Annotated in this window: 16 protein-coding genes and 1 pseudogene; 8 read left to right on the top strand and 9 right to left on the bottom strand. The window is 68.2% G+C overall.

Annotation, left to right across the window (positions count from 1 at the left end; translation table 11 throughout):
- The first annotated feature begins 10 nt into the window (after positions 1-10).
- From LDO13_RS03945 to LDO13_RS03930, 4 genes are all read left to right on the top strand, one after another.
- Positions 11-1,699 (top strand): response regulator transcription factor, encoded by a 1,689-nt coding sequence (locus LDO13_RS03945; RefSeq protein WP_224048763.1) that lies wholly within the window; start codon positions 11-13, stop codon positions 1,697-1,699.
- Between the two features lie 89 nt (positions 1,700-1,788).
- Positions 1,789-2,097, top strand: a complete 309-nt coding sequence (locus LDO13_RS03940; protein WP_224048762.1) for a hypothetical protein — start codon at positions 1,789-1,791, stop codon at positions 2,095-2,097.
- 38 nt (positions 2,098-2,135) lie between these two features.
- Complete coding sequence (locus LDO13_RS03935) at positions 2,136-3,311, top strand: NAD(P)-binding domain-containing protein (RefSeq protein WP_224048761.1); 1,176 nt, start codon at positions 2,136-2,138, stop codon at positions 3,309-3,311.
- Positions 3,312-3,398: 87 nt separating this feature from the next.
- Positions 3,399-3,866 (top strand): SRPBCC domain-containing protein, encoded by a 468-nt coding sequence (locus tag LDO13_RS03930; RefSeq protein WP_224048760.1) that lies wholly within the window; start codon positions 3,399-3,401, stop codon positions 3,864-3,866.
- Between the two features lie 109 nt (positions 3,867-3,975).
- Here LDO13_RS03930 and LDO13_RS03925 read toward each other — a convergent pair whose 3' ends face one another.
- A complete protein-coding gene (locus LDO13_RS03925) occupies positions 3,976-4,356 on the bottom strand; it encodes a VOC family protein (protein ID WP_224048759.1) in 381 nt (126 codons plus the stop codon).
- 305 nt (positions 4,357-4,661) lie between these two features.
- Between LDO13_RS03925 and LDO13_RS03920 the strand changes: the two genes are divergently transcribed.
- Entirely contained in the window at positions 4,662-5,420 is a 759-nt protein-coding gene (locus tag LDO13_RS03920; RefSeq protein WP_224048758.1) for a DinB family protein, read from the top strand.
- 52 nt (positions 5,421-5,472) lie between these two features.
- Here the strand turns inward: LDO13_RS03920 and LDO13_RS03915 are convergent, their stop codons facing one another.
- The 6 genes from LDO13_RS03915 to LDO13_RS03890 all read right to left on the bottom strand — a co-directional run bounded on the left by LDO13_RS03915 (position 5,473) and on the right by LDO13_RS03890 (position 10,786).
- Positions 5,473-5,892 (bottom strand): ester cyclase, encoded by a 420-nt coding sequence (locus LDO13_RS03915; RefSeq protein ID WP_224048757.1) that lies wholly within the window; start codon positions 5,890-5,892, stop codon positions 5,473-5,475.
- A gap of 273 nt (positions 5,893-6,165) precedes the next feature.
- The gene (locus LDO13_RS03910; RefSeq protein ID WP_224048756.1) at positions 6,166-7,527 is read right to left on the bottom strand and encodes an MFS transporter; all 1,362 of its coding nucleotides are present in this window, start codon (positions 7,525-7,527) and stop codon (positions 6,166-6,168) included.
- Between the two features lie 189 nt (positions 7,528-7,716).
- Positions 7,717-8,316 (bottom strand): methyltransferase domain-containing protein, encoded by a 600-nt coding sequence (locus LDO13_RS03905; RefSeq protein WP_224048755.1) that lies wholly within the window; start codon positions 8,314-8,316, stop codon positions 7,717-7,719.
- Positions 8,317-8,374: 58 nt separating this feature from the next.
- Positions 8,375-9,715: a diacylglycerol kinase family protein gene (locus LDO13_RS03900; RefSeq protein WP_224048754.1), complete on the bottom strand. Its 1,341-nt coding sequence runs from the start codon at positions 9,713-9,715 to the stop codon at positions 8,375-8,377.
- A gap of 57 nt (positions 9,716-9,772) precedes the next feature.
- Entirely contained in the window at positions 9,773-10,108 is a 336-nt protein-coding gene (locus tag LDO13_RS03895) for a cupin domain-containing protein (RefSeq protein ID WP_224048753.1), read from the bottom strand.
- A gap of 372 nt (positions 10,109-10,480) precedes the next feature.
- On the bottom strand, positions 10,481-10,786 hold the full coding sequence (locus tag LDO13_RS03890; protein ID WP_224048752.1) for an acylphosphatase: 306 nt from the start codon (positions 10,784-10,786) through the stop codon (positions 10,481-10,483).
- A 202-nt stretch (positions 10,787-10,988) separates the two neighbouring features.
- On the opposite strand from LDO13_RS03890, the gene LDO13_RS03885 reads away from it, so the two are divergent.
- On the top strand, positions 10,989-11,252 hold the full coding sequence (locus tag LDO13_RS03885) for a YegP family protein (RefSeq protein ID WP_224048751.1): 264 nt from the start codon (positions 10,989-10,991) through the stop codon (positions 11,250-11,252).
- Positions 11,253-11,338: 86 nt separating this feature from the next.
- Positions 11,339-11,493, top strand: a pseudogene (locus LDO13_RS03880) (ATP-binding cassette domain-containing protein); the annotation flags it as partial.
- Positions 11,494-11,638: 145 nt separating this feature from the next.
- On the opposite strand, the gene LDO13_RS03875 reads toward LDO13_RS03880, so the two are convergent.
- Complete coding sequence (locus LDO13_RS03875; protein ID WP_224048750.1) at positions 11,639-12,451, bottom strand: hypothetical protein; 813 nt, start codon at positions 12,449-12,451, stop codon at positions 11,639-11,641.
- A 4-nt stretch (positions 12,452-12,455) separates the two neighbouring features.
- A complete protein-coding gene (locus tag LDO13_RS03870; RefSeq protein WP_224048749.1) occupies positions 12,456-13,175 on the bottom strand; it encodes a hypothetical protein in 720 nt (239 codons plus the stop codon).
- 192 nt (positions 13,176-13,367) lie between these two features.
- On the opposite strand from LDO13_RS03870, the gene LDO13_RS03865 reads away from it, so the two are divergent.
- Positions 13,368-14,645, top strand: a complete 1,278-nt coding sequence (locus LDO13_RS03865; protein ID WP_224048748.1) for a mechanosensitive ion channel domain-containing protein — start codon at positions 13,368-13,370, stop codon at positions 14,643-14,645.
- Positions 14,646-14,721: the final 76 nt, after the last annotated feature.

Genomic DNA, 14,721 nt, shown 5'->3' with positions numbered 1-14,721 from the left:
GGGAGGCGCGATGTCTGCACTCGCACAGGGCCGGGAAGCCTACGCCGAACGGCGCTGGCCGGACGCCGTCGGGCAGTTCACCGCGGCCGACCACGACGCCGAACTTCCGGCCGGCGATCTGGAACAGCTGGCCACCTCCGTCATCCTCACCGGCCGGGGCTCCGAGGGAGTGGACATCCTGGCCCGGGCGCACCTGAAGTACCTCGCCGACGGCGACTACCCCGCCGCCGCCCGCTGCGCCGTCTGGACCGGGATGAACCTCATCCTGCTGGGCGAACCGGCCCGCAGCGCCGGCTGGCTCGCCCGCGCCCGCCGGATCGTCGAGGACCTGCCCGAGCCCTGCCGCTTCGAGGGCCTGTTGTCCGTCCCCGCCGGGCTGGGCGCCCTCTACCAGGGCGACGGCGACGGCGCCGCGGCAGCTTTCACGCGGGCCGCCGACCTCGGACGGGCACGCGGCGATCCCGACTCGGCCGCCCTCGGCACGCTGGGGCTCGGGCAGGCCAAGGTCCTGCTGGGTGAGATCGACGACGGCCTGGCCCTGCTCGACGAAGCCATGGTGGCCGTCACCGTCGGGGAAATCTCCCCGGTCCCCGCCGGAATCATCTACTGCGCAGTGATCGAAACCTGCCATCAGGCCTTCGACCTGCACCGCGCCCACGAGTGGACCCGGGCCCTGGACCGGTGGTGCGACGCGCAACAGAAGCTGGTCGCCTTCAGCGGCCAATGCCAGATGCACCGGGCCGAGCTGTACCGGCTGCACGGCGCCTGGGCCGAGGCGCTCGACGCGGCCACAGCGGCGCAGGACCTCGCCTTCACCGGCGACCGGATGGCCACCTACGGCGGCTTCTACGAACAGGGCGAAATCCACCGGCTCCGGGGCGACTTCGACGCCGCCGAAGCCTGCTACCTGCACGCCCAGGACACCGGTTTCCCGGCACAGCCCGGGCTGGCGCTCCTGCGCCTGGCCCAGGGCAGGCCGGAGCAGGCCCAGTCCCTGCTCCGGCCAGCCATGGACGGCGTCGGCCCTGCCTACCGGCGTCCGATGCTCGCCGCCCGGGTGGACATCGAACTGGCAGCAGGCGACGCACTGGCAGCACGGGCCGCCGCGGAGGAACTGGCCGCGCTTTGCGCCTCGATCGACATGCCCATGCTGCACGCCTTCGCCGATCAGTCCCAGGCCGCGGTCCTGTTCCACGAAGGCGACCCGGCTGCTGCCTTGGTCCCGCTGCGCCGCGCGTGGTCCCGCTGGCTCGATCTCGACGCACCGTTCGAAGCGGCCCGCTGCCGCGCCCTCCTGGCCAGGGTGTGCGACGCGCTCGGCGATGAGGAATCCGCCCGGCTGGAGCGCGAGGCGGCGCGGGCAGTCTTTTCCGAGCTGGGCGCCGCGCCGGCGCTGGCGGGGCTGGAGCAGTCGCTGCCCGAAGCGCCGGGCACCCGGACCGCCCCGGCGCCCACCACCGTGAACGGCGCCCATCACGCCGCCGACGCCGGGCCGCTCACCGCCCGCGAAACCGAGGTGGTCCGGTTTGTGTCCGCCGGACTGAGCAACCGGAACATCGCTGCCGAGCTGTTCATCAGCGAAAAAACAGTGGCCCGGCACCTGAGCAATATCTTCACCAAGCTGGACCTGACCTCCCGGGCGGCGCTGACGGCCTACGCCTACGAGCACGGCCTCGCCCGAACCTCCCGGCCTGCATAAGATTGCCCACTCCGGATCTAGCCCCAGGCCCAGGGAAATGGGTGATTCGCCCGATTCGCCGCGACGCGACGAAAATTAGCGTTAATGGCATGAACGTTTCAGTGCTCGCAGGAATGGTTTCCACCGGCCTCTTCGCGGTGAGCTACCTGCCCATGCTGCTCAAGGCCCTCCACACGAGGGATCTTGACTCTTACAGCCTCGGCTACCTCGCGCTGAGCAACGTCGCCAACGCGGTGCACTCCGTGTACGTCTTCAGCCTCCCGCCGGGGCCGATCTGGCTGCTGCACCTCTTCTACGTCGTTGCCTCCGCGCTGCTGCTCATCTGGTACCTGCGGTTCCGGTCCGGACCCGCCGGCACCCCCTGTACGCAGCAGGCGCAGCAGGCACAGCGTTCATGACCACCCCGCTGCACAAACAACTCCAAGGAGGCACCACGATGAACACCACCCCAGCAACTGACACCGGCGGCGCCGTCGGTCCGGGCAAAGTCGGCACTGGCAAAGTCCGCACATCCGCCGTCGACACGGTCATCATCGGCGCCGGACAGTCCGGCCTGGCGCTGGGCTACTACCTGGCGCAGAAGCACCGGGACTTTGTCATTCTCGACGCCGGCACGCGGGTTGGCCAGGCGTGGCGGGACCGTTGGGACTCACTGCGGCTGTTCACGCCCGCCAAGTACAACGGCCTGCCCGGCCGGCCCTTCCCGGGCGACCCCCTCGCCTTCCCCACCAAGGACGAGCAGGCGGACTATCTGGAGGACTACGCCTCCCGGTTTCATCTGCCGGTCCGCCTCAACACGGCCGTCACCCGGCTGAGTCACGACGGGCACCAGTTCCAGATCACGGCCGGGACGCAGCGCTGGACGGCGTCGAAGGTTGTCCTCGCCACCGGCGCCTGCCAGCTGCCCAGGACACCGGGTTTCGCGGCGGAACTGCCGTCCGACGTCGTGCAGTTCCACTCCCGCGACTACCAGAACCCGGCCCAGCTCAAGCCCGGACCCGTCCTGGTGGTGGGGGTGGGCAACTCCGGGGCGGAGATCGCGCTGGAGACCAGCCGCACGCATGAAACCTGGCTGGCCGGCCAGCCGAGTGGCGAGCTCCCGTTCCGGCACGGCCGGACCGCGGCCCGCTTCTTCCTCCCGGTGATCCGCTTCGCCGGGATGCATGTACTGAACACCAACACGCCGGTGGGGCGCAAGGTGCTGCCGAAGATGGCTGCCACGGCTACGCCGTTGATCCGCACCAAGCTAGCGGACCTGGCCGCAGCCGGCGTCCACGTGGTGCCGCGGGTCACCGGAGTCCAGGACGGCGACTTAATCCTCGACGGCGGCCGGGGACTTCGGGTGGCAAACGTCATCTGGTGCACCGGCTTCACCGAGGCCTACCCATGGCTGGACATCCCGGCGCTGCCCGCGAACTGGCGGGAGCAGCAGCACCGCGGGATGGTGGATGCCCTGCCGGGCCTGTACCTGCTGGGAAAAGAATTCATCTTCGCAGCAGCATCGGATACCCTCCCCGGCGGGTGCCGGGACGCCAAATACCTTGCGAAGCGGCTCGCCGCCACCCGGGCTCCGCAGCACGCAGCGGAGATCCAGAGCGGGCTGGCGGCATAACGCATGCGGCCACTTCCGGGCCGGGCCGTATGCACCCGCCAACCGGATCCACTTCCGTCAGCGTCCGCAGGATGCCAGAGTTGAACGATGAACAAGGAAACCGGAAATGCGGAAGCCGGCGGGCTGGTCCTGGACCTGGAATGCACGCTGGATGCTCCCCCGGAAGAAGTTTTCAAGATGCTGACGGAGTCGACCGAACTGGTGAAATGGTGGGGCCCGCACGGCTTCACCATCCCCGCCGCCGATGTGAGCCTGACGGAAGGCGGCAGCTACCGATTGCGTATGACGCCGCCCGACGGCGATGCGTTCCACCTCTCGGGCGAGTTCCTGGAAATCGATCCGCCATGGCGTCTGGTGTACACGTTCCGCTGGGAGGAACCGACGCCGGACGACCGTGACACAGTCGTCGACCTCGCACTGGGGAGTACCGGGGAAGCCACGCGCCTGGTGCTCTCGCAGGGACCATTCCTGACAGAGGAACGGCTTGCCCTGCACCGAAGCGGATGGACCGAGTCGTTCGAGAAATTGCAGACGGTACTGGAAAGTCGCACTTGAGGAGGACTGGTCCGACACCAGTTGCGCTATCACTCGTGGTTGCTCAGAGCGCTCAGAGCAACGGTAGGTGATAGCGCAACTGCGGCGTTGATAGGTGCCAGGCTCAGGGCTAGGCGCGTTGGGAGACGTTGATGATGTTTCCCTCGCTGTCCAGGAACCAGGCTGCCTTCCCCCAGTCGGCGGTGGCGATGCCGTTTTCCGTCTTCAGGCCGGGAAAGTCGTACTCTTCAAAGACGACGCCGCGGCCGCGCAACTCCTCCATCTCCTGTTCGAGATTGTCTGTTTCCCATCCCATCTGGGTGTTCTTGGCTGTCCCTGCATTGTCCGTCTGGTAAATGAGGAAACCCGTTCCTTGGGCGCAGCTGTACATCAGGCTCCCCTCCTCCATGGAATCGGAGGGCTCTATTCCCAGCTTGTCCCGGTAGAACTCCTTCGCCCGGTTGATGTCCTTCGCGGGGAGGACAGCGATGATGTTTGAATCCTTGAGCATGATGATTCCCTTCTATGCGTTGATGATCGCAGCGATGGCGTGCTCCCCCCGGTTTGGGTCCCGGACTGCTGGTCCGGAGCCGTGTCCGCCCCGTGAGCCGGGGCAGTCACCTGGGACTCTTCAACGCCACCACTCATCACCGGCGCGAGGGTCCCCGAAGCTTATGTGGCCATTATGGACCGATCTGGTCTCGCGGAAAATGGGCTGCAGGCAGTCCGGCCGAACGGTCCGGGGACGGCCGGCGGCGCCGAACGACGCCGTCTGGGTGGTGCGGAACTGGCCCGGATCGTGGCAAAGTTTCCGCCATGACAGCTTTCAACCAGTCCGACGACCTCCGTGGAGCAGAATTCGTCGATGCGAACCTGCGGGGAGCCCGGTTCGTCCGGTCCGACCTGTCTGGCACAGTGATGCGCGGGGTGGACATTTCCGGGTCAGACATCGATGCGCCGTGGCTGTTCGACGGCGGGAACGCCCTGCGCGTCAACGGCGTCAATGTGGTCCCCTTCGTCGAAGCCGAACTCAACCGCCGCTTTCCCGGCCGCGCCGAAAGACGGGCCGGCGATCCTGATGGTCTTCGAGCCGCCTGGGCAGCACTGGAGCGGACCTGGTCTGCTACGCTCGACCGCGTCGCCGCGATGCCCGCCGGCACGGTCGCTCTCTCGGTCGACGGCGAGTGGTCGTTCGCCCAGACACTGCGCCACCTGGTCATGGCCACCGACACGTGGCTGCGCCGGGCCATCCTGGAGATCGAGCAGCCGTACCACCCCATTGGCCAGCCGAACTTTGAGTACGAACCGGACGGCAACGACATGTCGGTCTTCTCGACGGCCGCACCGACGTACGCCGAAGTGCTCGAGGTCCGGGCAGGCCGGGTGGCCATGGTGCGTGACTTCCTCGCCACCGTCACCCCAGCTGAACTGTCCGCGGTGCGCAAGAATCCGTGGGCACCACGGCAACCGGAGACAACCCTCTCCTGCCTGCACACCATTCTTGACGAGGAGTGGGAACACCACCGCTACGCCGTCCGTGACCTGGAGGCCATCGAGGCGGGACTCGACGCGTAAACCCTGACGTCCGACGGCGGTCTTGCCGGCCGCCGTCGTGCGTTGATTTTATTCAGGCAACCGCCATGGCACCGATCTGCTGCATGAGGGTCATGTTGTCCGTGGTGCCCCAATGCTCTGCCACTCGGCCGTTCTCGACGCGGATAATGTCCGTGCAGTCGAACTCCACATTCTTGCCTGATGCCGGGATGCCCGCCAACTCACCTTTGTGGGTGCCGGCCAGGACCACGTGGCAGGCCTCCAGGTTCCCGGCGGCCAGCGAGGGCTTGATTTCCTTGACCTTGATGTCAGGGAAAGCCGACCTGATGGTACTCACGAAGAATTTCACGCCGTCCTTGCCGGGTGGTTGCCCCGGAAGGCCCTTCTCGTGGTCAACGAAGCTGTCCGCCGTCAGTTCATCAACGAGGGCGAGGTTGCCGCTCTCCATCACATCCCGATAAAACCGCTCAATCAGTCCAACATCTTCAGCCATTTCCGACTCCTAGCAGGCACGAGACCGATTTGGATCCCCCAGACGTTTGGCGCCCGCCACGGCCTGCCACCGCCGGACGTGCCACATTTCGTGGGCTGGCGCCGGGCGCTGGGAAGTAGTGTCAAAGGTTCGTGGGTCGGGCGATACGCCCCCCGTTAAGGCCGAACTTAATCCGGGGTTCTGGGCGTGTCAAGATGCCGTGACTGCCGCCGCCGAAGGCCCATCTGGTCCGCGAAACTACCCGCGGGGAGACGGCATCCGGGCCCGCGGCCCTCAGCCCCGCCGCTCCCGCCACAGCAGCGACACCACCAGCACCACTCCGCCGAGTCCCAGCATCGCCAGCACCATAATTTCCCAGTTGGCCTGGCTGACGCCGGTGCCATAGAAGATCCCGATCAGCACCGTGGCCGTGATCGCCCCGACGTACCGGCAGGTCTGGAAGATCCCGGCGGCCACCCCACGCTCCTCCGGCCGGGTGGAAAGGTACATGCCCTGGTTGTACGCGATGCTCGCCACCCCGTACGGCACACCCAGCAGTGCGGTCAGCGCAACCACCAGCGGGATGGCGAACGAGGCGGTCAGCAGCCACATCGCCGCCGAGGCCACCATGAGCAGCACGACGCCGGCGACCAGCACACGCTTGACCCCGAACCGGTCCATCGCGCGGACGGCCACCGGCGTCGAGACCACCGAGACCGCGGCCAGCGGCAGCACCAGGAGCCCGACGACCCGGGGATCGTAGCCGCCGGCCTCCTGCAGCAGCTGCGGCAGCCCGAAGAAGGCGAAATAGTAGACGCAGCTGAACAGTGCGAAGCCCAGATAGACCAGCAGCAGCGGCCGGTTCCTGCCCAGCAGCCGCAGGTCCAGGAACGGCGGGGCGAAGCGCAGCTCGCGCCAGACGAAGAGCACGGCCAGCAGGGTGCCTCCGCCGAGCAGCCACCAGCGATAGCCCGGCAGCACGTTGAGCAGCGCCATCATCACCAGGACCATGGAGCCGATGAAGGCCAGGATGCCGGGAATGTCCGAGTCCCGCAGCAGCTCCGAGGCCCGGCCGCGTTCCCGGGCCCCGTCCGCCGGGGCGAACCGCCGGACCAGGAGGATCGCGGCCAGGGCCAGCGGGACGTTCAGCAGGAACAGGGCCTCCCAGCCCACGAAGCCCACCAGCAGCCCGCCCACCACGGGCCCGACGGCCGCCGCCGAGGTGTTGGCCATCTGGATCCGGCCCAGCGGCCGGGTGGACTTCACGTTCGCCTGCTTCGCCAGCGCCCCGACCATCACGACGGCGCTCGGGTACGCGGCCGCGGTGCCGAGGGCCATAACGGCGCGGGCCACGCAGAGCACCGCAAAGTTCGGCGCCAACGGGGCCAGCGCGCAGGTCACCGCCACCAGTGCCATGCCGAGGAGGAACAGGCGCCGCGGCCCGAACCGGTCCGCGAGCCGGCCCATGAGCGGCTGCCCCGCCGCGGACGTGAGGTAGAAGGAGGTGATCACCCAGGTGACGGTGGCGACGTCGAGCCCAAAGTCAGTGCGCAGCACCACCAAGGCGACGGCGATCATCGAGGAGTTCAGCGGGTTCAGGGCCGTGCCCAGGCTGAGTCCGGCGACGGCGAGGCCCGTCCGGGGAGAGTTGCTCACGGCAACAGTCTGTCTCACGGCGGGCGCCAAAATCGAACCGGGGTTCACTTTCCGCGGCGAGGGGCCGGATGGCGCGTCACGCAGCGCAGGCTTTTGGCCCGGCCGGGGCGGGGGTCCCGCGGAATGCCGCGGAAGTCCTCGCTGCGGGGAGGCAAATGGCTGCCTCGCGTGACGCCTGCCCGGGGGCCATCACCGTTTACGGGCGACGACGTCGTAGATGTGCCAGTGTTTGGGGCCGCGGAACGACTGGCCGTCGGCGTCGTACACCTCGAACTTCACGATCTCCAGCCCGGCGAAGAGCTGCCGCGCCTCCGGTTCGGAGTGGAAGTTCCATTCCGGGATGTCCGCCCAGGAGTCCCGGTCCCCAAAAAGGTTCACGGCCAGGACGCCATTGTGCTGGAGGGCATCCAGCACTATGGCCCAGAACCCGCCGAAGGTGTCCGGGTGGATGAAGGGCAGCGAATAGCCGGCGAAGATGAGATCGGCCGGCGGGAGGATCCCGAGTTCCTGGAATGCCCGCACCTCGATGCTGAGCCTGCCGTCGGCGTCCGGAGCGATCGCCCGAAGCCGGTCCGGGGTGTCGGGCAGGGAGTCGACGGCGTGCACATGCCAGCCGTTGTTCAGGAGGGCCAGCGTTTCCTTGCCCGCCCCGCAGCCGAGGTCAATGGCTCGACGCCCGGTTCCCGGACCGGCGAGCGCCATGGCGTCGAGGCAAAGGGACCGCACGGGTCGGTCTGCCTGGGCCGCGTTGTAGTCGGCCCAGACCTTGCTGTCTGCGACGCTTCCCACGGGTTAATTTTTCCACTCGGGCGGCGGCGAAACCACAGGTCCCGGCGAAGCCACAGCCCTACGCCGCGACGTGCGACGCGGCCGGATGCCCCCAGGCCAGCTCGCGGAGACGGATCAGGTCCAGCGCCGGCTGGGCGGGCGGGACGCCCGGGCGTTTCCGCGGAACCAGGACCCGCAGGGCTGCAGGTTCCACCGTGCACCGCACCGGGGTGGGAATCAGCAGCGCCTCGCCGTCCACGCCGACCGGGATCTCGGGCACGTCGGCGTCGACCACCACCTCCACTGCGGTCCGCTGGACCAGGCCGCGTTTCGTCGCCCGGCGCAGCAGGCCGACAGCCTCGCGGGTGCTGGACGCGGAGAGTGCCACCGCGCCGAGCACGCCGCGGTCGAGCCGGGTGCGGCGGCCCAGGCCCGCGAGGTCGTGGCTGCCGTACGGGCCGTTGCTCACGAGCACGGCCTGCGGCCCGTCCACGGTGGTGCCGTCGAACTTGGCGTGCAGCCGGGCCCCCTTGTCGCCCTTGATCAGGTCCGGGAGCATCTGCAGCACGGTGCCGGTCTTGTCGTCGCGGTACTCCGGGCTCTGCACCACCTCGGCGTAGACCCCGAAGGAGGAATTGTTGACGAAAGTGCGGCCGTTGATCTTGCCCAGGTCGACGTGCAACTCCACACCGTCGCGGAGGGCGTCCAGGCAGCCCGTGGGGTCCTCGCGGTCCAGGCCCAGATCGAGGGCGAAGTGGTTGCGGGTGCCGGCGCTAATCACCAGGAAGGGCAGGTTGTGTTCGGCCGCGATGCCGGCCACCAGTGCCTGCGTCCCGTCACCACCGGCGACGCCGAGCAAGTCGGCTCCGCGTTCCACTGCCTGCCGGGCCAGCGCATCCACATCCACCTGTCCGGGTCCCTCGAGCAGCGCCACCTCAGCCCCGAGTTCCTCAGCCTTCCGCTGCAGGTCAAACTTCACCACTTTGCCCCCGCCGGAGCGCGGATTCATCACCAGGAAGGGATGCCGCCAGGCCGGAGCGGGGTACTCGGTCATCTTCGATCCTGCCCGGGGTTCCCGCAGGGCCGCGCGGGCAAAGACCACGGCCACAAACACCAGCCCCACGGCGATCATGACCTCCAACAGCAGGCCCGCCTGGACGTACAGGAACACGACCACCAGCGGGGCGAGCACCGCGAGCGCCAGCGCACACCAGCGCAGGAATCCGCGGCTGATGAGGAACCAGTAGATTCCGGCCACGGTCACGACGACGGCGCCGGCACCGGTCAGGAGCAGCGCCACAATGCCCGCCACGCCGGCGGCCGTCAACGGGACCAACACCGCGCACACCACCGCGAGGTAGGCGGCCCGCGCCCACCACCGCCGGGTCGACGGGACCTCTTCGAACGGAACGACAGTCATAGCTGGCTCCTTGCCGTGTCCGGCCCCGGCCGATCGCACCCGACCGCGGCCCAGCCGTCAGGTCTTGATCTTCGCGACGGTCATCAGGATCGCCGAGTCCTCTTCAGCTTCCAGGCTGTGCAGCCCGTCCGGCACGATCAGTAGATCCCCGGTCTTCCCCTGCCAGGATTCCTTGCCGGCCCTGAGCCGGACGCAGCCGCGGAGTACAAACACGGTCGCTTCGCCCGGGTTCTGGTGCTCGCTCAGCTGCGTCCCCGCCCGGAACGCCATCACCGTCTGGCGGAGGGTCTTCTCATGCCCGCCGAACGCCGTATCCGCAGCACGTCCGCTCGGTGCCGCCACCGCAGCCGCTATCTGCTGCCGGGCAAGGGCATCGAGCGATATCTTCTGCATGGGGCCACCCTACTCAGAATCGTGCCCGCTGCCGAGGGTCCTTTGCCCCGGTCGCGGCCGGGGTGTTCGGTTTGCGGCACGTCGCACGCTTTGGCACCCTGCCCGTGGGACATGCCCATTCTTCCCGCCCAGGAGTAGGCATGGCGGGAATATGTCCACTGGCCGAGGCGGAGGGGGGGCATGTCCCGTGCCCCGGGGAGCACCAGGTAGCCCAGGCCACCCCGCCCGCGGGACATGCCCATTCTTCACGCCCAGGAGTGGGCATAACGGGAATATGCCCACTCGCCGGGGCGGAGGCGGGGCATGTCCCGTGCGAAGGGGAGGCGTTCCCGCTGAACTCCCGCGTGGAGCAACCTGGGCCACGGCCTACCCTCAGTACACCACCCGGAAATTGCTGAACGCCCCCGTGGCCCGGGAGATTGATTCATCCACGTTCTCCACCCGCCCCGGAGCCTCCGGCGAGCGCAGCCAGCGCCGGAACTCCAGCACCACGGACTGGGGTCCCTCCGCCGCAATGCCCACGGTGCCGTCGCTGTTGTTCCGCACCGTGCCGGTCAGGCCCAGCTCCTCGGCCTTGCGCACGGTCCAGTAGCGGAAGCCGACGGCCTGCACCACTCCGTCCACCCGTGCAGTCAGCCGGACCCACTCGCCGGAATCACCCTTCGGAATCTCAGCCATGCTCCCAATTTAGCGCCCATCCCGGAGCCCGCCGCCAGAGGAACTGCGCACTTTCCACATAGGGACCTTCGCCCCTTACGATCCGCAGAGTGCAGCCGGAAGGATGGGCAAGTGCACTGTGGGGACTTGTCGAGAAAATGGCATGGCACATAGAAGTGCTTCACCCGCCCGCCGTGCCGCATTGCCCGAAAGGACAAAAACGATGGCAGGACAATTCGAAATCTTCACGGACGCTGAGGCGAACGTCCGTTTCCGGCTCCTCGGCGCCGACGGAACGGTATTGGCGATATCCAAGGCCTTCGCGGACAAGCGGGCAGCCGCGGACGGCATCATGGCAGTTCGCGAATGCGCCGGCACGGGCCTGATCAGGGAGTCCCGCTCCAACGCCTGGGGCGGCACCGGCACCACCAGGGCGGGACTGCCGACGCCGTCGCGGCGCCGGCACCGGCATATCCCCGCCGTCTAAAGCGGCGGATCGGCAACACACGGGCGGGCAGTCCGGAATAGGCAGCCCGGCATAATCGAGGGCGCTGTGGACGAGGCACGGGCCACATCAGCGGCTGCCGAAGGGACTTCGGCGACACCACCGTTGTCCGTGACCTGTCCTTTGACGTGCACGCCGGGCGGCCTTCGGGTTCCTCGGCAGCAACGGTTCCGGCAAGACAACCACCATCGGGGCCGTACTCGGTATCAACGAGCCCACCGCCCAGGAGTCCGGCATCTTCCTGGGCGTGCTGATGCCGCTGAACGCCGCGCCGCTGACGCCGATGCCCTGATCATCACCGCTCCCCAGCACGTGATCGCCCCGCCGGCGAGTCCCCGCCGACGTCGTGCCGCTAACGGGATTTCCGGCTACTTTCCGGTCGAGGTCCCGGTCGGGGTCCCGGGCGAAGCCGTTGAGCTCCTTCCCGGCCGCAGGGACGTGATCATCTTTCGGATGTCCTGGTACTCGGGGGTGGCCGCGTACAGCCTGGCCTTCTCCAGATACGGCAGCGCGGGGTCCCCGGGCGTCGCGTTGTTCTCCGGGTTGTACGTCCCGCCAAAGAACGCGCCGCTCGGCGGCCACAGGAAAAGGTGGAACATCGGGCACGCCAGGTCGCCGGACTCTTCGGGGACCATCGTGATGCCGTAGGCCGCGATGGTGGACCGCGTGGCCACCGCGTCAGGGTCGTCCCCGCGGGACTCGAACACGTAGCGGGGCACCCCGCCGTCGCCTCCCCCGCCCTCGGCGAGCGCAACCATCGGCGCGGAATCGTAGACCTGATACGGACTCTTGCCGACGCACTCCGCACCGGTCACAATGTTGGTCCGCAAACCGGCAATCGATTTCCCCTCGGCGTTGAACACGTCCACGAAATCTCCGCCGAGCGCCCCGCCGGGATCCTTGACCGTCCAGCCCGCGGGGTAGTCGAACGCGAGAGCACCGTCCGTCGTTGTGAACGTCTTCCAGCCCGACGACGGCGTGGCCTCGGACGGCGACCCGGACGGCGTCGGGCTGGCCGGCGAGGTGGCGCCGCCTTGGGTCTGGCCCGGGGCCGAGGTCCCGCCCGGCGGGGCCGGCAGCAAACCGCATGACGCGAGCAGCAGGACCAGCCCCAAGGCGCCGGCCGTGGCGCGCACCTTGGCGTCCAGGGCAGTGCCGGGTGCTCGCGCCGGTTTCCTCACGTGGCTACTTTCCGGCCGGCCGCAGTGAAGTGATGGCCTGCTTGACGTTTTTGTACTCGGTGGTGTCCATGTACACCTCGGGGGTGTCGACGTTCGGAGGACCGCCCGGGGTGGTGTCGAAGGGGTCGTAGACACCGCCGAACATGGCGCCGCTGGGCGGCCAGGTGAAGACCTGGGAAATCGGGCAGGCGGTGTCGCCGGTGGGCTCCGGTCCGGAGGTGATGCCGTAGGCCAGGCTGAGGGACCCCGCCGGGTCACCAGTCTCGGGGCCGGTCCGGCCCTCGTAGACGAACCGCGGCGTGACTCCGCTCTGGGCCAGCGCCGGGACGGGCTCGGTGTCGTACACCATGAAGGGGAACTTCGCCGTGCATTCGGAACCGGTGGCCACGTTGGTCCGCAGGGTAGCCATTGTCTTGCCGTAGTCACTCACCAGACCTACAGCAATACCGCCCTCAGCCGGTTCATCGGCCGGGTCCTTGATAGTCCACGACTCCGGGTAGTCGAACGCGAGCGTGCCGTCCGACGTCGTAAACGTCTTCCAGCCCGCCGGGACCGTTGCCGCGGGCGAGGTGGCGGTGCCCGGCGACGCTGTGGCCGTGCCAGATGAGGATGTGGCGGGCGGGGAGCCCGTGGCGGGGGCCGGCGCCGGTGACCCGCACCCTGCGAGCAGCGCCGCCGCGCAGAACGCGGAAATGACAGTGGCCAACGATGCGGCTGGGCGCATGACACCCTCCCCCTGGGAATATTCAGTGATTGGTCCATTCTCGGTGCTTCCCGCGGGGAAACTAGGGCCTTTGGACCCTTGGTCATTGCGACTGCGCGCGTCCGGCGGCCCTAGTATCGCCGGCCGTGATGCTTCCCACGTTGACATCCCGCCAATTTCAATTGGCCGCGGAAGCTTGCTAGAGCTTAAGTAATGCAAGATGTCCTCGATCCCGCCATGCCCTTTCTGGCCCCCATCCTCGCCGTGGCCCTCGCCGTCGCCGCCGGGCTCCTCGCCTCCTGGCTGCTGCGCCGGATTGTGCTCCGGTTCAACCGCAATCAGCCCGCCCTGCGCGAGACCTCCCGGGTGGCCCGCCTGCCGTTGCGTTTCGCGCTCTGCCTGATCGGCGTCCGGATCGCCCTGGGCCTGACGACGGAGGATGCCGAATGGCGCCGCAACGTGGACCACGCGCTGCAGATCGCGCTCATCGGGTCCATTGCCTGGCTGGCCATCGCCGTGCTCCTCATCATCGAGACCATGGTGCTCACCCGCTACCGGGTGGACGTGGCGGACAACCGCCGTGCCCGCAGGCTGCGCACGCAGGTGATCCTGGCCCGGCGGATCGGGGTGGCCCTGATCGTCATTGTGGCCCTCGGCATCGCGATGCTCACGTTCCCCGCGATCCAGGCCCTCGGCGCGGGGCTGCTGGCCTCCGCCGGTGTGATCTCGATCGTGGCCGGCCTCGCAGCACAGACCTCACTGGTGAACGTCTTCGCCGGCATCCAGCTTGCCTTCACGGACGCCATCCGGGTGGACGACGTGGTGGTGGTGCAGAAGGAATGGGGCCGGATCGAGGAGATCACCCTGACCTACGTCGTGGTCCACATCTGGGACGACCGCCGGCTGATCCTGCCCTCCACCTACTTCACCACCACCCCGTTCGAGAACTGGACCCGGCGGCAGTCCGAGGTCATGGGCACGGTGGAGTTCGACCTCGACTGGCGCGCCCCGGTCGAGGACATGCGCGCCGAGCTCAAGAAGGTCCTGGCCACAACCGACCTCTGGGACGAGCGGGTGGGCATCCTGCAGATCACCGACGCGACCGCCGGCTTCGTCCGGGTCCGCATCCTGGTCAGCGCCGCGGACAGCGCCCAGCTCTTTGACCTGCGCTGCCTGATCCGCGAGGAACTCGTGCTGTTCCTGCAGCAGGAACACCCGACGGCGCTCCCCCACGTCCGGCTCGAATCGCTCGGTGCTGTTTCACTCGGTGCCGGGACGTCCGGCACCTCGTCCGACACACCCGGTTCAAACCCCGCCAAGCGGCCCGGCAAGGTCTCCGCCGCGGACCAGCCCAGCCGGCACCCGTCCGATCCGCACGACTCCCAGCTGTTCACCGGATCGATCGAGGCGATCCAGCGCTCCAAGGCGTTCACCGGCCCCAGCGAGGAAGTGTACGAGGACCGGGACAAGAGCATCGCCGCGCAGAACTGACCCGCCAGCGGGGTCTTCCCTGCCTGCGGTAACTGTTCAATAATCAGACGTTGGTGAGTCAGCGTCGGCGCTGGCC

Source organism: Arthrobacter sp. NicSoilB4, from assembly GCF_019977335.1.
In the GTDB taxonomy this organism is placed as follows: domain Bacteria; phylum Actinomycetota; class Actinomycetes; order Actinomycetales; family Micrococcaceae; genus Arthrobacter.
This window is presented reverse-complemented; position numbering and strand designations above follow the sequence as displayed.

Coding starts and splice junctions, on each gene's coding strand:
- LDO13_RS03945 (WP_224048763.1), top strand. CDS start 11: ATGTCTGCACTCGCACAGGGCCGGGAAGCCTACGCCGAACGGCGCTGG.
- LDO13_RS03940 (WP_224048762.1), top strand. CDS start 1,789: ATGAACGTTTCAGTGCTCGCAGGAATGGTTTCCACCGGCCTCTTCGCG.
- LDO13_RS03935 (WP_224048761.1), top strand. CDS start 2,136: ATGAACACCACCCCAGCAACTGACACCGGCGGCGCCGTCGGTCCGGGC.
- LDO13_RS03930 (WP_224048760.1), top strand. CDS start 3,399: ATGAACAAGGAAACCGGAAATGCGGAAGCCGGCGGGCTGGTCCTGGAC.
- LDO13_RS03925 (WP_224048759.1), bottom strand. CDS start 4,356: ATGCTCAAGGATTCAAACATCATCGCTGTCCTCCCCGCGAAGGACATC.
- LDO13_RS03920 (WP_224048758.1), top strand. CDS start 4,662: ATGACAGCTTTCAACCAGTCCGACGACCTCCGTGGAGCAGAATTCGTC.
- LDO13_RS03915 (WP_224048757.1), bottom strand. CDS start 5,892: ATGGCTGAAGATGTTGGACTGATTGAGCGGTTTTATCGGGATGTGATG.
- LDO13_RS03900 (WP_224048754.1), bottom strand. CDS start 9,715: ATGACTGTCGTTCCGTTCGAAGAGGTCCCGTCGACCCGGCGGTGGTGG.
- LDO13_RS03895 (WP_224048753.1), bottom strand. CDS start 10,108: ATGCAGAAGATATCGCTCGATGCCCTTGCCCGGCAGCAGATAGCGGCT.
- LDO13_RS03890 (WP_224048752.1), bottom strand. CDS start 10,786: ATGGCTGAGATTCCGAAGGGTGATTCCGGCGAGTGGGTCCGGCTGACT.
- LDO13_RS03885 (WP_224048751.1), top strand. CDS start 10,989: ATGGCAGGACAATTCGAAATCTTCACGGACGCTGAGGCGAACGTCCGT.
- LDO13_RS03870 (WP_224048749.1), bottom strand. CDS start 13,175: ATGCGCCCAGCCGCATCGTTGGCCACTGTCATTTCCGCGTTCTGCGCG.
- LDO13_RS03865 (WP_224048748.1), top strand. CDS start 13,368: ATGCAAGATGTCCTCGATCCCGCCATGCCCTTTCTGGCCCCCATCCTC.